General features: G+C 44.6%; 13 protein-coding genes. 4 read left to right on the forward strand and 9 right to left on the reverse strand.

All coding sequences use genetic code 11. The annotated features are described in order from the left end of the window. The first annotated feature begins 10 nt into the window (after window positions 1–10). Complete coding sequence (gene clpX / locus T494_RS0100360; protein ID WP_028504591.1) at window positions 11–1,276, forward strand: ATP-dependent Clp protease ATP-binding subunit ClpX; 1,266 nt, start codon at window positions 11–13, stop codon at window positions 1,274–1,276. Between the two features lie 143 nt (window positions 1,277–1,419). On the opposite strand, the gene T494_RS0100365 is transcribed toward clpX, so the two are convergent. The 6 genes from T494_RS0100365 to T494_RS0100395 form a co-directional block, all read right to left on the reverse strand. After that, window positions 1,420–1,866: a hypothetical protein gene (locus T494_RS0100365; protein ID WP_028504592.1), complete on the reverse strand. Its 447-nt coding sequence runs from the start codon at window positions 1,864–1,866 to the stop codon at window positions 1,420–1,422. Window positions 1,867–2,108: 242 nt separating this feature from the next. Beyond that, window positions 2,109–3,911: an oligoendopeptidase F gene (pepF, locus tag T494_RS0100370; RefSeq protein ID WP_028504593.1), complete on the reverse strand. Its 1,803-nt coding sequence runs from the start codon at window positions 3,909–3,911 to the stop codon at window positions 2,109–2,111. 115 nt (window positions 3,912–4,026) lie between these two features. Continuing rightward, window positions 4,027–5,511, reverse strand: a complete 1,485-nt coding sequence (locus tag T494_RS14255; RefSeq protein WP_037343498.1) for a M23 family metallopeptidase — start codon at window positions 5,509–5,511, stop codon at window positions 4,027–4,029. A gap of 101 nt (window positions 5,512–5,612) precedes the next feature. Further along, on the reverse strand, window positions 5,613–6,518 hold the full coding sequence (gene ftsX, locus T494_RS0100385; RefSeq protein ID WP_028504594.1) for a permease-like cell division protein FtsX: 906 nt from the start codon (window positions 6,516–6,518) through the stop codon (window positions 5,613–5,615). Continuing rightward, a complete protein-coding gene (gene ftsE / locus T494_RS0100390; RefSeq protein WP_028504595.1) occupies window positions 6,505–7,191 on the reverse strand; it encodes a cell division ATP-binding protein FtsE in 687 nt (228 codons plus the stop codon). Before ftsE ends, ftsX begins: the two co-directional genes overlap by 14 nt. A 44-nt stretch (window positions 7,192–7,235) precedes the next feature. Next, the gene (locus T494_RS0100395) at window positions 7,236–8,321 is read right to left on the reverse strand and encodes a helix-turn-helix domain-containing protein (protein ID WP_028504596.1); all 1,086 of its coding nucleotides are present in this window, start codon (window positions 8,319–8,321) and stop codon (window positions 7,236–7,238) included. A gap of 407 nt (window positions 8,322–8,728) precedes the next feature. On the opposite strand from T494_RS0100395, the gene rimM reads away from it, so the two are divergent. The 3 genes from rimM (at window position 8,729) to T494_RS0100410 (ending at window position 10,541) form a co-directional block, all read left to right on the forward strand. Then, window positions 8,729–9,250 (forward strand): ribosome maturation factor RimM, encoded by a 522-nt coding sequence (gene rimM / locus T494_RS0100400; RefSeq protein WP_028504597.1) that lies wholly within the window; start codon window positions 8,729–8,731, stop codon window positions 9,248–9,250. Between the two features lies 1 nt (window position 9,251). Then, window positions 9,252–9,977, forward strand: a complete 726-nt coding sequence (gene trmD, locus T494_RS0100405) for a tRNA (guanosine(37)-N1)-methyltransferase TrmD (protein WP_028504598.1) — start codon at window positions 9,252–9,254, stop codon at window positions 9,975–9,977. A gap of 291 nt (window positions 9,978–10,268) precedes the next feature. Next, window positions 10,269–10,541 (forward strand): HPr family phosphocarrier protein, encoded by a 273-nt coding sequence (locus T494_RS0100410; protein WP_028504599.1) that lies wholly within the window; start codon window positions 10,269–10,271, stop codon window positions 10,539–10,541. A gap of 126 nt (window positions 10,542–10,667) precedes the next feature. On the opposite strand, the gene T494_RS11775 is transcribed toward T494_RS0100410, so the two are convergent. From T494_RS11775 to ileS, 3 genes are all read right to left on the reverse strand, one after another. Beyond that, complete coding sequence (locus T494_RS11775) at window positions 10,668–10,889, reverse strand: hypothetical protein (protein WP_051539799.1); 222 nt, start codon at window positions 10,887–10,889, stop codon at window positions 10,668–10,670. 146 nt (window positions 10,890–11,035) lie between these two features. Next, the gene (locus tag T494_RS0100420) at window positions 11,036–11,761 is read right to left on the reverse strand and encodes an RsmE family RNA methyltransferase (RefSeq protein WP_028504600.1); all 726 of its coding nucleotides are present in this window, start codon (window positions 11,759–11,761) and stop codon (window positions 11,036–11,038) included. 367 nt (window positions 11,762–12,128) lie between these two features. Beyond that, window positions 12,129–15,278: an isoleucine--tRNA ligase gene (gene ileS, locus T494_RS0100430; protein WP_028504601.1), complete on the reverse strand. Its 3,150-nt coding sequence runs from the start codon at window positions 15,276–15,278 to the stop codon at window positions 12,129–12,131. Window positions 15,279–15,584: the final 306 nt, after the last annotated feature.

The following is a 15,584-nucleotide window of genomic DNA, read 5'->3' on the forward strand; positions in this document are numbered from 1 at the left end:
GTTGATCTAAATGGCTAACGAACCCAAAAAATGCTGTTTCTGCGGAAAACCCGAAAACAGGGTGACAAGTATGTTCTCCGCAGGCAATACCCATATTTGTGATGAATGTGTGCTTTATTGCTATGATCTGCTTGCCGAGCAGAACGGACTGCCTTCACCTAAGGGTAAAAACAAAAAAGGCGGCGCAAATGAAAGGTTTGGTCTTATAGACCTTAAAAAGCCTTCCCAGATCAAGGCTGTGCTGGATCAGTATGTTATCGGACAGGACGAGGCAAAGATCGCTCTTTCTGTTGCGGTGTATAACCACTATAAGAGGATCATGTCCCTTGCTGCTGATGATGACGACGTTGAGATCCAAAAGAGCAATGTTCTGCTTCTTGGACCTACCGGTACAGGTAAAACACTTCTTGCACAGACACTCGCAAGACTGCTGAATGTGCCTTTTGCCATTGCGGATGCAACAACGCTTACCGAAGCAGGCTATGTGGGCGATGACGTTGAAAACGTGCTTACAAGGCTTATCCAGGCAGCGGATTACAATGTTGAGGCTGCACAGCAGGGAATAATATATATCGACGAGATAGATAAGATTTCAAGAAAGTCTGAGAACACCTCTATTACCCGTGACGTAAGCGGCGAGGGCGTTCAGCAGGCACTTCTGAAAATAGTTGAGGGTACCGTTTCAAATGTCCCACCACAGGGCGGAAGAAAGCATCCCCACCAGGAGTTTATCCAGGTGGATACCAAGAATATTCTGTTTATCTGCGGCGGTGCGTTTGACGGACTTGAAAAGCTTATCGAGAAAAGGACAGATTCTTCGTCGATGGGCTTTGGCAGCAATGTGAAGAAAAAGGGCGAGGAAAGAAACATAATGAAAAAGGTGCTTCCTCATGACCTTGTAAAGTACGGACTTGTTCCTGAACTTGTGGGAAGACTGCCTGTCATAACAGTTCTTGACGAGCTTGATGAAGATGCCCTTTGCAGGATACTCACCGAGCCGAAAAACTCCCTTATCAAGCAGTACACCAAGCTGTTCAAGCTCGACGGCATCGACTTTACCATCACCGACGACGCTATGAGGGAGATAGCGAAAAAGACTATCGCACAAAAAACAGGCGCAAGAGGTCTGCGTGCCATTGTGGAGAGAATACTTACAAAACTTATGTATGACGCGCCCAGCGACGAAAGCATCGTGGCAATAAAGATCAACGCTGATTGCGTTACCGATGATGCAGAGCCGGAGATAACAAGAAAACCTCTGGAACTTGCACAGTAAATATATGTAAGAAAAAAGGCTGTTGCTTATTGCGGCAGCCTTTATTTTTATGTTTTGCGGTAAAGCATTGAATAACAAAAGAGCTTTGCACCGCCTCTTTGGTACAAAGCTCTGTGTTTATTTTATTTAGTATCAGCCAGTTCTCAGACAGCTTCGTTAATATAGTAATTGTAGCCACACTCGCCGGGATGCTTAACGTTCTCGTTAGCATAGTAATTGTACCCGGATTCGCCGGGGTGCTTGCCGTTTTCGTTAACGTAGTTGTACCCGCACTCACCCGGATGCTTTTCAGTAGTCTGGTCAAGATTTGCGTTTGCCTTTACAGCTTCAAAGTTGAAGCCGAACATCTGTGGCTGCTGATTGTTTTGTGCGTCCTTTGCCTCAGCAGAAGACTTAACGTTTTCGCTTACCTTTTTCTGGCTTGGAACAGCCGTTGCGGTGACAGTGGTCTGCTTGGTTGTTTTAGCAGTTTCAGGTGCAGCTGATACAGTGAAAATTGTTACTGTGGTTATTACTGCGAATGCTGCTGCAATTGCTCCGATAGTAGCTTTAATGTTCTTTCTCTTCTTTGTAGTGTTTGTGTTTTTCATATTTATGTCTCCTTTTTCATAAGGTTTCGTTATCTCTTGAACTGTCTATATGATAGCATGGTTTTTACGATGATTCAATATTCAATTATCCCCCCGGATGTAGTTAAAGCTACAGGTTTTGACTGCCGTGATGTATAAGCTACACTTTCACGATAAATTGTAGCTTATTTCCGCTATGATCGTTTGTGTGTAAAAAAAGAGCTCTGCACCGCCTTTTGCTGTGCAAAGCTCTTTTGTCTTTTTTAACTGTACAGTTCGTCCATTTCCTTTATAAGGTCACCAAATACCTTCAGCGCATCGTTTATTGGCTTTGGCGTTGCCATATCAACACCTGCACCTCGCAGCAGTGAGATTGGGTCCTTTGAGCAGCCGCCTGAAAGGAAACCGATATAGTCTTTTACTGCGCTTTCTCCCTGTGAAAGTATCCGTGAGGAAAGTGCGATCGCCGCAGCGATACCCGTTGCGTACTGATATACATAGTAATCGTAGTAAAAATGCGGTATCCTTGCCCATTCAAGGCTTATCTGCCTGTCCGGAACAATTCCGTCACCGAAATAGAGCTTGTTAAGGTCAAGATACATCTCGTTGAGAGTTTGCGCAGTAAGGCTTTCTCCCTGAGCCACAAGCTCGTTTATTTTCAGCTCGAACTCTGCAAACATTGTTTGTCTGTAAAGTGTAGTGCGGAACATTTCAAGGAAGTAATTGATAAGATAAGCCTTTTCTTTTTTATCCGCAGCGTTTTTAAGAAGGTATCTCATAAGCAGAGCCTCGTTGCAGGTGGAAGCGACCTCTGCCACAAAAATTGAGTAGTCGCTGTAACAAACGGGCTGATTTTTGTTTGAAAGGTAGGAGTGTACAGCGTGCCCCATTTCATGGATAAGGGTGAACATACAGTTGAGGGTGTCCTTGTGGTTCAAAAGAACATAAGGATGTACCCGTGCACCTGCGGAGTATGCTCCGCTGGTTTTGCCCTGGTTTTCATAAACATCTATCCAGCGGTTGTCAAATCCTTCCCTGATTATTTTCAGGTAGTCCTCACCCATAGGCTCCAGAGCCTTGAGCACAGTCTCCTTTGCCTGCTCAAAGTTTATCTGTATGTCAAAGTCGCTGACAACCGGGGTGTAAAGGTCGTAGAAATGGAGCTCGTCAACGCACAGCAGCTTTTTGCGCAGCGCAACATAGTCGTACATATAGTGCAAATTGTCGTGAACTGCACTTATCAGATTGTGGTAGACCTGTGTGGGTATCTCGTTGTCGGAAAGGGAAGCCTCAAGGCTGTCCTTGTAGTTTCTTGCCTTGGAGTAGAAATTAACGGTTTTTATCTGTGCGCCAAGAGTGGCAGCGCAGGTGTTTTTGAAGCTGTCGTAGGTGGAGTACATAGACTCAAAAGCCGATTTTCTCAGCACTCTGTCGCTTGACTGCACCAAGGGGATATAGGTGGAGTGAGTGACCTGGTGCGACTTGCCGTCCTTGTCCACAGCATCCGGGAATTTAAGGTCTGCATCGGAGAACATTGAATAGATGTTTTCGGCAGATTCACCCATTTCCGAGGTCAGAGCGATTATCTTTTCCTCAGCTTCGGAAAGCACATGGTCCTTTTTGCTCCTTATTAACTCAAGCTCCCGGCGATAAAGCTCAAGCTCGGGTTTCTGCCTGAACATTTCCTCCAGCCTTGTCTGCTCAATGGCAATGATCTCAGGAGTCTCAAAGCTGCCTGCGGAGTTGATATACATCATTACGTTTGTGATCTGCCCCGTCATGTTCTGGTACTTTGCCACCGTGGTATCCTCGTCGCTTTTTCTCTGGGCATAGTTTATCAGACTATCGCATAGAAGCGATATTTGGTCGCTCATCCGGAAATACTCATATAGAAGATCCGCACTTTGTGAGAGCTTTCCCTTGTAAGAGGGTATTTTTTTGGTGTATCCCTTAAGTTTTTCAAGATCCTCATACCATTTTTCATCTGTGGCATAAATATCGTTGATAGCCCATTTGTATTTTTCATCAATTTCGTTTCGTTTCATTGTTCTTTTTTCGTTGCTCATTTCAGTCCTCCAAACATAAAATAATATTACAGTATTATTATACCACTTTTGCTCTGTCAAATCAAGAAAAAAACTGCGAGGATATCATCCCCGCAGTTGAATATGTCCGTATTTATCACAGATATCCTATCGGATTGACAGCAGAACCGTTGATACGCACTTCAAAGTGGAGGTGAGGACCTGTTGACCAACCTGTGGTACCCACCTGACCAAGCACCTGACCTGCCTCAACGTGCTGGTTTGGTAAAACGCTTATGTTGGTTGCGTGACCGTAAAGTGTCCAAATTCCGTTTCCGTGGTCAATGATACAGTAGCGTCCGTATCCGCCGCCGCAGCCGCAGGAACCGTTCTTAGCGTAATTGTGTTTGCAGTCGTTTTCAACACGGATAACTGTTCCGGCAGCAGCTGCCGTAATATTCTGTCCCATGATCCCCCATGAGCTGATATCTATGCCCTTGTGGAAACCTGTGATAGAACCGGCATTTCTGTAGCCGTATCCATAGGAGATAGCGTAATATCCCGGTACCGGCCATGCAAGCTTTCCTGATCCGCCGGGTCTGTATGTAGGCTCTGTGTAGGAAGGTGTTGTGCTTCCTCCGCTGCTGCTTCCGCCCTGCTGTTGCTGTTGTTGCTGCTGTTGCTGTGCGGCTATGGCAGCCTGTCTTGCTCTTTCTGCTGCGGCAGCAGCTTCGGCAGCTCTTCTTGCAGCCTCTTCCTGCTCTTTTCTGATACGCTCTGCCTCTTCCTTGGCAGCGATCTCTTTACGCTCTGTAAGCAGCTTCTGCATCTCAGCTTCAAACTTGTCCTGCTCGGCGTCAATGGTTTTCTTGTTAGCCTCGTAAGCAGCTTTTCTCTTTTCAAGCTCTTCGACAAGTGCCTTGCTCTTATTCATAAGATCCTGGAGCTTGTCGACCTGTGCAGTAAGATCCTTCTGCTGAGAAACCAGCTTGCTTTTTTTACCTTCCAGGTCGGTTTTCTTCTGTTCAAGGATCTTCTTATCCTCCTCATACTGAGCTTTAAGGGAGATAAGATTGTCTATCATCTTGTTATCGTGGTTTGCAACTCTCTTTACCAGCTCCACTTTCATGAGCATATCGTAAAAATCCGTAGCTCCTGCGATCATGCTGGAATATGAGCTGTCGCCGACTATGTAAAGAGCACGAAGTCTCTTTTTGAAATCTTCAGTACCCTGGTCGATCTCTTTTCGCTTTTCAAGGATCTTCAGCTCGCTGGCGTTAATATCTGTCTGCAAACTGGAGATCTGATCGTTCAGCTCTTTTATAGAGGCTTCCAGTGCAAGGATCGTTTTCTGCACCGTTTCGATCTGAGCCTGAATAGCCTTCTGATTTTCTTCTTCTTTGCTGATGTCGCCCTGTGTAGCATTGATCTGACCGTCGAGATCCTTTTGCTTTTTCAAAAGTTCATCAAGTGTTTTCTGAGTGTTGGAGATATTCTCCTCATTTTGTTTCTTTTCTTCACTCTCTGCACTTACGGTGATATTGTTTTCGCTGTTTTGCGATGTATAGGAGAAAAGTCCCATGCAAAGCACAGCTGTTATAACACAAGCGAGGCATCTCTTTAATAATGAAAATTTTCTCACTTTGGAAACCCTCCGTATAAATGGTAACACAATATACCATATAATACATTTTTTACACAATTTGCGGCAGGTCAGGCAAATGCCCAAACTGCCGCCTGATTTTAAACTTTAAGGTGCTTTCCGGCACTGATTGATGTACCGATAGCTCCGATAAACGCACCAGCCACCAGATAAGACAATGTAACGGGCCAGAACATAGTCTTGAATGAATAGATATTGTTCAGACCGAAAATACCAAAGAGGTGGTAATCATCGTTTAGTATCTTGTAAACGCCTTCATAGGCGAACTTTGTGATAACAAGTGCGCATCCTGCGGCAAGCAGACCTACGACCATACCTTCGATAAAGAAAGGTATTCTGATGAAACTGTTGGTGGCGCCAACATATTTCATGATATTGATCTCCTTACGCCTTGCAAAAACGCTTGCACGAGTTGTGTTGGAAATGATTATAAGTGAAACAAGTACCAGCGCAACTACGATAGCGATCGCAACGATATAGAAGATCCTTCTGAAGTTGATAAGCACATCGGCGAACTCGGTAGGGGACTGTACGGATTCCACGCCGTCCAGAAGTTCTATCTGTGTGGTGGTCTCACGCATTTTTTTAATGTCCTTGATATTGAATCGGAAAACGTCCGGGAGCGGATTGTCCTCGGCATACTTGAAGTAATCCTTCTGTGCGTCGGTCATCTTTTCCATCATGTCCTTCCAGGCTTCATCTCTGCTGTACAGAGTAACCTCGGTGACATTGGGGATATCTTTGATCTTTCCCTCAATTTCGGACATTTTTGATTTTGAAACGTCGTCCTTGATAACGACCATGACTTCGCTTTTTTCTTCTATATTTCCTATTGCCTTATCAAGGTTAATGGAAATAAGGATCGTAAAGCCAACCATTATCAGTGAAACGAGGAGGATGCAAAACGATGCAAAGGTCATCATTTTATTTCTCCAGATCCCTTTAAAGCCCTGACGGATCAGGTAATTGAAACTATTTATCTTCATTGGAACCTCCTATTACCTCGTCAAACTGTATGCTTCCCTTGTTGATATTTATGATGCGCCCTCCGAAGTAACGCACAAGATCATGCTCATGAGTTACCATAAGAATGGTGGTACCGCATTCATTGATACCTTTAAGAAGCTCGACGATCTCATAAGACAGTTCCGGATCTATGTTTCCGGTAGGCTCGTCCGCTATAATAAGCTGCGGGTCGTTTACCAGCGCTCTTGCAAGGGCAACACGCTGCTGTTCACCGCCCGAAAGCTCGGTGGGGTAGCTTTTAGCTTTTTTTGAAAGCCCCACAAGACTTATAACATATGGCACCCTGCTTCTGATATACTTTGCAGGTGCGTCGATAACACGAAGCACAAATGCAATGTTCTCGTAAACAGTCATTGTCGGGATAAGTCTGAAGTCCTGAAAAACTACTCCGATAGTACGTCTTAATTTAGGTACTTTCTTTCTTCTTAATTTTTTTAGATTAAATCCGTTTACCAAAACTGACCCGCTTGTAGCGTCTATCTCTTTTAATATCAGCTTGATAAGAGTGGATTTTCCGGCACCCGAAGGTCCTACAACAAAAGCGAAATCGCCGTCGTTGATCTTCAGGTTGACCCTGTTCAATGCGTCAACGCCACTTGAGTATGTAACGGACACATCCTTAAACTCTACCAAAATTTACACCGCCTTAGATTTATGCCGGGGATCTTGCTGTCAGATCAGAACTTGACCGGATTAGCGGCAAGATACTTTTTGACCATAAGTGCGATCTTGAAGATGATAGCGTGGTCAAACTCTCTGAGGTCAAGTCCCGTAAGCTTTTTGATTTTTTCAAGCCTGTATACCAGAGTATTTCTGTGTACGAACAGCTTTCTTGAAGTCTCCGAAACGTTAAGGTTGTTTTCAAAGAACTTCTGTATTGTAAACAAAGTTTCGTGATCCAGAGACTCGATAGAGCCTTTCTTGAATACCTCACGAAGGAATGTTTCACACAAAGTTGTGGGCAGGTGATAAATGAGTCTTGCGATACCCAGATTGTCGTAGGAAACGATATTTTTGTCCGTGTCGAACACCTTTCCCACTTCAAGAGCGATCTGAGCTTCCTTAAAGCTCCTTGCAAGGTCACGCACACCCTGTATAACGGTTCCGATACCAACGTTCACACGAGTGTAGAACTCGCTTGAAAGGGTGTCGGAGATAGAACGTGCAAGCTTCTCAAGATCCTTTGATTCAACACCGTTTGAAACTTCCTTGACCAGAACAACATCTGATTCGGTGATGTTGAAAACAAAGTCCTTGTTCTTATCCGGAAACAGATTCTGTATAACGTCATATGCAGGAACATCGTTTGAAGAAACGATCCTTATAAGCAGAACAACACGTGAGATATCACTGCTGAAATGAAGCTCACGAGCCTTTACGTGAACATCTCCGGGGAGCACATTGTCCAGAACAACATTTTTGATAAAATTGTTTCTGTCGTACTTCTCATCATAATACTGCTTGATGCTTGAAAGAGTGATGGCAAGAATGCTGGCATACTTTGCAGCCACCTCATCGGTACCTTCAACGAAAACCGCATAATCAGGCTTCATGTGTGAGCCGAAGGGCTTGTAGGTATAGCCGTCACGAACAAATACGTCGTGAGACTCACCAAGGTCCAGAGAAACGAACTCATTGGTGGTTCCTATCTGTGCCAGCTCCGAGCAAGCGATTATGGTGGCATTTTCGTCGATAACACCGATCACACAGTCGATGGTATCACGCATCTGATGAACAACGCTCTGAAATAATCTGTTTGACATAGTTATTTCTCCTCTACTTGCATTAAAATTAAACGCATTGTTAAATTGCTGAATGTCCGTAATTCAAAACAGCACAATTTTGTAGTATAACACTATTATAACAAAAAAGAAATCAATTTGCAAGTGCTATATAGTAAAAATGTGCAAAAAAGTTTGTCATTTTTGACAAACAGCCTGCAAGTGACCGAATTTATTACAAATTGTAACATATTTGCTCTGTTTATGTGTGAATATTCTGTTAAATCAGTAGGCTAAGGGAGTTTTGACAGCTGAACAGGGCACAGTGCCGTGCTTTGTGTAACCATTTTGTAATTTTTAAACTTTTCGTTAACTCCCTGCTTGAAATATAACTGCATATGTGTTACAATAGAAAAAACAGGGATAACCAAAAAAGGGAAGTGGGAATAATGGATAAGCTTATTGAAACAGGAAAAATAGTTTCCGTGTTCGGCATAAAAGGCGAGGTCAAGGTTCAGCCCTGGTGCGACGATCCGCAGCTGCTTTGCGAGCTGGACAGGCTTTATTATAAAAGCGGCACGCCTGTCGAGATAGAACGTGCGAGAGTATCAAAGAATATAGTGGTTATGAAGATAAAGGGCATTGACACAGCAAATGATGCCAATAAGCTGCGCAACAGGGTGCTTTATCTTGATCGTGACGATATTGAGCTTGAAGAAGGGGCGTATTTTATACAGGACCTTATCGGACTGAGTGTGAAAGATGCGGATACAGGCAGGGAATACGGTATAATAACCGATGTTTCCCAGACAGGAGCAAACGACGTTTATCATATCAAAGCTCAGGACGGAAAGATGTATTATATCCCTGCCATAAAAGATGTTGTAAAGCAGACGGATATTGAAAATAAGTTAATGCTTATAACGCCGCTTGAAGGGCTTTTTGAGGGCGCAGAGGAGATAAGGGAATAGTATGAATATTGACATAGCAACGCTTTTTCCCGAAATGCTTGAGAATTACCTGTCTCAGAGCGTGGTGGGCAGAGCAAGAGAAAAAGGTATATTCAGCGTGAAATGCCACAATATCCGTGATTATACGCTTGATAAGCACCGCAGGGTGGATGATACGCCGTACAGCGAGCGGCAGGGAATGCTTATGCAGTGCGAGCCTGTTTATAACTGCTACAAGTCTGTGACCGAGGGCAGAAAGCCCCACGTAATATATATGTCCCCACAGGGAAAAAACCTTACCCAGCAAAGGGCAAAAGAGCTTTCACAGCTCGATGACATCTTTATCCTCTGCGGACATTACGAGGGGGTTGATGAGCGTGTTATCGAGGAGATCGTGGACGAGGAGATATCCATCGGGGACTATGTGCTTACCGGGGGAGAGCTTCCCGCACTTGTTCTTGTGGACAGCGTGGTGAGAATGCTTGACGGAACGCTGTCAAAGGCGGATTGTTATGAGGACGAGAGCCATTATAACGGGCTTTTGGAGTATCCCCAGTACACAAGACCCGAGGTCTGGCACGATAAACAGGTACCCCAGGTGCTGCTTTCCGGACATCATGCCAATATACAGAAATGGCGTCATGAACAGGCTTTGATAGCAACCGCAAATAAGCGTCCCGAGCTTCTTGAAAAGCTTGAACTAACGGCTGAAGATTTAGCAATTTTACACAAATATGACAGGGAATAATGCTTTGAATTCTTGTTGCTTTGTTGAGAGTTGACAAACTTGTTAAGAACTTTTGGACAATTTGGCTTTTGTTTACTCAAAAAGTGTACAAACTGCACAGAATAATTATAGATTGTTGACTTGATTTAGTGGATTACTACAAAAATGTCGCAAAAATATACTGTTTGTCTAATTTTTGCGTTGACGAAAAGTTTAAACAAGAGTATAATACTATATATGAGAGTGGAAGGGATCTTCGCACTTAAATATAGTGTTTTTATCAAAAGATAATAATGAAATGGAGAGATTATTATGTTCGTTAAAGACGTTGTTGTTCAGAATCAGGTAGGTCTTCATGCTCGCCCTGCAACTTTCTTTATCCAGAAGGCTAACGAGTTCAAGTCTTCTATCTGGATCGAAAAGGAAGAGAGAAGAGTAAATGCTAAGAGTCTTCTCGGTATTCTTTCCCTGGGTATTGTTGGCGGCACAACTATCAGGATCATTGCTGACGGCGCTGACGAGGAAGATGCAGTAAAGGGTCTGGTTGATCTTGTTGACAGCGGTTTTGCTGAGGACGCTCGCTGATTTTTTATATTGTAGATACTTAAGAGACTTGCGCTGTGCAGGTCTCTTTTTTTTCTTTATCCGGTTATAAGGCAATAAAAAAGCCTGCACGGTGACCGTGCAGGCTTTGTGTCTGATCTCTGATTATTAGTCCTTGTCAGCCTCTTCTACAGCTTCCTCAACCTTTTCCTCAGCCTCAGCAACTGCGTCAGCTGCGCAATCGTCGCAATCGCAGCAATCATCAAAATCGTCATCAAGATCCTCATAATCGTAGTCCTCAAGCTCCTTGTGCTTCTTAAAAGCCAGGAAAGCAGCAACTGCAACTGCAACTGCACCAACTAAAGCAAGAATCTTAAAAATTGTTGACATAATAAAACAACTCCTTAAATAAAATTTCTAACCCAAATTAGATTAATGTCATTATAACATATAGTCAAAAGAAAATCAAGCACTTTTTGTTCATTTCTTGCAAATTGTATAAGTTTTTTTTAACTTTATTGTCTTATATGCTGTTTTCAGATATTTCCTGTAAGGTTCATCACAATGCTAAGGGCAGTGATCGGGGCGGTTTCGCAGCGCAATATCCGTTTGCCAAGTCCGACGACCGCTGCGCCTTTTTCCCTGCAAAGCTCTACCTCCTTGGGGTCAAAGCCTCCCTCGCTGCCGATAAACACTCCGATGGTGGAATTTTCCGTCAGTCCCACCTGTGAAAGATTTATACCGCCGCCCTCGTAGCATATAATAGGGAATTCGCACTTTCCCAGTTCATCAGCTGCCTGCTGAATATCCATAAGCTGGCAGACCCGGGGGATAATCCCCCTGCCGGATTGTTTTGCCGCTTCAAGAGCGATCCTGTTTAGCCTTTCCAGCTTTTTGGCAAAGCTCTTTTTATCCGGTCTGGATACGCATCTTGTGGTGAGCACAGGGCAGATCCTGCTTGCGCCAAGCTCCACAGCCTTCTGAACGATCATATCCAGCTTATCACCCTTTGGTACAGCCTGGAAAAGGGTAAGCTGAACGTTTGGTTCGCTTTCGCATCTTTCTTTTGATATAATGCGGCAAACCACCCGCTCGTCGGATATGGTAAGTATTTTACAGGTATATTCCACAGCCTGGCAGCAGACAGTTATATCGTCCCCCAGCCTCATTCGCAGGCTCCTGCCAATATGCACCGCATCCGGAGGGGTTATTATTACAGTTCCTTTATCTATATTGGTGATTGGTACAAAAAAGCGCGGCATAGTAAGCCTCCATCTGAAATTGTTAATTTTTATATTTACGAAAAGGTTTTCTACAAATTTAGTATATCATGTTTTTACATAAAATTCAACAAATTTCATATAATATCCCATATCTTTTAATACGTGAATAATATGGCTGTTGTAACATATACACATGAGATAAATGTATCTCATTACTTGATTTGGTATGTTGGCTTTTACCCCAGGCCTTCATATATTGTGCAGCGAAAGCTGCCATTTCTCCCCTATAATTTTTTTATTTTTTGGCTCCCACGTTATGAAGTGGGAGTTTTTTTGTTCGTTTTTACGCAAAGGCAAACAAAAAAGCCGCCGAAAGCATTTGCTTCAAGCGGCTTTTGCTGTTTTATCAAAGCTTTGTCACGCCTATAGTGACCTTTTCTCCGTTGATATCCCACTCTTTTGAGTTCTGAGCATTCTCATTGTAATTGATCTGCTCAGCAAGAACGTCGTGGCTGATCTGATCGGCATTTTTCTTCACAAGCTCAGCAAGTTTGTCGTTTCCGCTGATCGAAACATTGATGTGGTCCATGACCTCAAAGCCCGAATCCTTACGCATTGTCTGTATCTTGCTGGTGATCTCTCTTACAAAGCCTTCCTCGATAAGCTCCTCGGTAAGCGTCGTGTCCAGAGCAACTGTCACACCGCCCTCGGTAAGGGTAAAGAAGCCTTCCTTCTGCTGTGACTCGATAAGCAGGTCTTCTTTTGCTAGTGTTATCTCTCCTATGGAGATAGTCATTTTAAGGAAACCAGTGCTGTCAAGCTCAGCCATAGCCTTGTGTCCGTCAAGCCCGGTAAGATTGTTTCTTATCTCGCCCAGGTTCTTGCCAAACTTAGGTCCAAGAGTTTTCAGCTGCGGCTTGAACTTATAGTCAACAAAATCGGAAACATCGTCGGCAAACTGAACGTCCTTTACGTTAAGCTCATCTCTGATAATATCCGTATAGTAGCTGTCAAGAACATGGTCTGCAGAAACATACATAACGCTCAGAGGCTGTCTGTTCTTCAGGTTTGAGCCGTTTCTTGCGCTTCGTCCCAGAACAACGATGTCAAGCACCTCGTCCATGTCGCTTTCAAGCTTCTTGTCTATCATTGTTTCGTCTGCCTCAGGATACAGGCAAAGGTGTATGCTTTCGGGAGCGGTCTTGTCAACGCTTCTCACCATGTTCTGATATATCTCTTCTGTGATGAACGGCACCATAGGTGCAGCCACCTTGCAAAGAGTTACAATAGCGGTATAAAGGGTCATATAAGCGTTTATCTTATCCTGGCTCATGCCCTGTGCCCAGTATCTTTCTCTGCCTCGTCTTACATACCAGTTGGACAGATCGTCAACAAACTCCTGCATTGCCTTTGCAGCCTCGGGGATCCTGTAATTTGCCAGGTTCTCGTCGGCAAGCTTTATCATGGTGTTCATCTTTGAGAGCACCCATTTGTCCATTACAGAGAGCTTGTCATACTCTATCTTATGCTGTGACGGGTCAAAGTTATCAATGTCTGCATACAGGATATAGAAAGCATAGGTGTTCCACAGCGTGCCCATGAACTTTCTTTGTCCCTCGGTAACAACCTTGCCGTGGAACTTGTTAGGAAGCCATGGAGCGGAGTTGGTGTAGAAATACCATCTGATAGCGTCTGCACCGTAGGTCTGCAAAGCTTCCATAGGGTCAACTGCGTTGCCCTTTGATTTGGACATCTTCTGTCCGTTTTCGTCCTGAACAAGACCCAGCACGATAACGTTCTTATAAGGAGCTTTGTCAAATATAAGTGTTGAGATAGCCAGCAGTGAGTAGAACCAGCCTCTTGTCTGGTCGACCGCCTCTGAGATAAAGTCAGCAGGGAACTGGCTTTCAAACAGCTCCTTGTTCTCGAATGGGTAGTGGTGCTGTGCAAACGGCATTGAGCCAGAGTCAAACCAGCAGTCGATAACCTCCGGCACTCTCTTCATCTGCTTGCCGCACTTTGGACACGTGATGGTCACAGCGTCGATGTACGGTCTGTGGAGCTCGATATCCTCGGGACAGTTGTCCGACATTTCTTTAAGCTCCTCGATAGAGCCGACAGAATGTCTGTGACCGCACTCACATTCCCAGATGTTAAGCGGTGTGCCCCAGTATCTGTTTCTGGAAATACCCCAGTCCTGAACGTTTTTCAGCCAGTCGCCGAAACGCCCCGAACCAATATTCTCAGGTATCCAGTTGATGGTGTTATTGTTTGCGATAAGTCTGTCCCTTACATCGGTCATCTTGATGAACCAGGAGTCTCTTGCATAGTAGATAAGAGGGGAGTTGCATCTCCAGCAGTGGGGATACTCATGCTCAAACTTCGGAGCAGCAAACAGCTTGCCCTGTGCGTCAAGGTCCTTGAGCACCTGCGGGTCAGCATCTTTTACAAAAAGTCCTGAATAAGGAGTTTCAGCTGTCATGTTGCCCTTTGCGTCAACAAACTGAACAAAGGGGAGGTCATAGTTTCTGCCTATTCTTGCGTCGTCCTCACCGAATGCGGGAGCGATATGAACTATACCCGTACCGTCTGACATGGATACATAGTCGTCGCAGGTAACGAAATGTCCCTTTTTGCCCTGCTTTTCGGCACTTTCACCTGCACAGGCAAACAGCGGCTCATATTCTGTATTTTCAAGGTCCTTGCCCACGAAGCTTTCAAGCACTTCGTAAGCTGCCTCGCCGTCCTTAGCCAGACTGCCAAGCACGGTGTCAAGCAAAGCCTGAGCCATGATATATGTGTATCCGTCAACGGCTTTTACCTTGCAGTATGTGTCTGTGGGGTTTACGCAAAGTGCAACGTTAGAGGGCAGGGTCCATGGTGTGGTAGTCCACGCAAGGAAGTATTCGTCCATGCCCCTGAGCTTGAAGCGGACGATAGCAGAGCGCTCCTTAACGGTCTTATAGCCCTGTGCTACCTCGTGGGAAGAAAGTGGAGTGCCGCATCTTGGACAGTAGGGAACGATCTTGAAGCCCTTATAGAGCAAGCCCTTGTCGTAGATCTGTTTAAGTGCCCACCACTCGGACTCGATAAAGTCATTATGATAAGTTACATACGGGTTTTCCATATCAGCCCAGAAGCCTACGGCAGAGGAGAACTCCTCCCACATACCCTTGTACTTCCAGACAGACTCCTTACACATCTTGATAAAAGGCTCAAGACCGTATTCCTCGATCTGGTCCTTCCCATCAATGCCAAGAGTCTTCTCAACCTCCAGCTCAACAGGCAGACCGTGGGTGTCCCAGCCGGCTTTTCTGGGAACCATTTTGCCCTTCATCGTGTGGTATCTTGGGATCATATCCTTGATAGCACGAGTGAGAACGTGTCCGATATGCGGCTTTCCGTTAGCCGTCGGAGGACCGTCATAAAAGACGTATGAATCGCCCTTTGCACGGGAATCAACGCTCTTTTCAAAGATCTTGTTGTCTTCCCAGAATTTTTCGATCTGTTTTTCTCTCTGAACAAAGTTCAGGTCTGTGGAAACCTTTTTGTACATGACCTATCTTTCCTTTCAAGAATTTCAATAAAAAAAGCCTCCGCCCCGAAAAAAGGACGAAAGCAAAGCTTACGCAACCACCTGTTTTCATCATACATGATAGTACGACCCCTTCGTAACGAGAAGGATACGGCTTGGCTTACTGGAGATTTTCAGCCTTGCAACTCGGAAGTGATATTCTGCCCGTTGTACTTGTACCGCACTCACACTTTCAGCGGCTCGCTTCAACTTTCCGCAAGGGCATACTGTCTTCGTCAAAGTCATTCACATATGCAAAAATTATATCACAAACATTTTTCATTGTCA

The sequence above is a fragment of the Ruminococcus sp. FC2018 genome (assembly GCF_000621805.1).
Classification (GTDB): Bacteria; Bacillota; Clostridia; order Oscillospirales; family Ruminococcaceae; genus Hominimerdicola.